This window comes from Aeromonas crassostreae, assembly GCF_054052445.1.
On sequence record NZ_JBSTYM010000058.1, the window covers coordinates 1 to 740 of the forward strand.

At 47.7% G+C, this 740-nt stretch carries 1 tRNA gene and 1 rRNA gene; both read left to right on the plus strand.

From position 1 onward, the window contains the following. Positions 1–78 (plus strand): 16S ribosomal RNA (locus tag ACW5W4_RS18855); the annotation flags it as partial. A 283-nt stretch (positions 79–361) separates the two neighbouring features. Further along, positions 362–437 (plus strand) — tRNA-Glu (locus tag ACW5W4_RS18860). Positions 438–740 lie beyond the last annotated feature (303 nt).

Consider the following 740-nt stretch of genomic DNA (forward strand, 5'->3'; position numbering starts at 1 on the left):
ACCACGGTGTGATTCATGACTGGGGTGAAGTCGTAACAAGGTAACCCTAGGGGAACCTGGGGTTGGATCACCTCCTTACCTTAAGATGTCGTGTTGTTGAGTGTTCACACAGATTGCCTTGATTCAAAGTAGTTAGAGCAAAGACCTGATGCGCAAGCGTCAGTGCTTGTTTGGCGAAAGCCAAACGAGAGAAGCCCGTTCGTTGGGTTGGGATGTGAATAACGATGCAAGTCGTTACCCAAGCCAGAGTTAGCGATAACAGCGAACAGCGCTAAAGGCAATATGCCGCTCGGCCTCGCCGGCTCGGCACGTCGCCTTTACGAAAATCATTGCGAAGTGTACTTCGCAAGACATGATTTTCGTCCCCTTCGTCTAGAGGCCTAGGACACCGCCCTTTCACGGCGGTAACAGGGGTTCGAATCCCCTAGGGGACGCCACTTCTCTTGCTTAAGAATACAGACATAAGCAGTCATGTTTATGTCTGTTTTCTTCGGAAAACATGCTCTTTAACAATCTGGAAAGCTGATTTAAAAAGTAGTTCTCAAACATTTGTTACAAGTGCTTTGGAAACTTCTTGGCGAAAACCAAAATTTATTTTGGTCACCTTCCTTCGGGAAGAAAGTTGTACAGCAACAAGCTGAGTCGTTCGACGACACTTCTTGGGGTTGTATGGTTAAGTGACTAAGCGTACATGGTGGATGCCTTGGCAGTCAGAGGCGATGAAGGACGTACTAACCTGC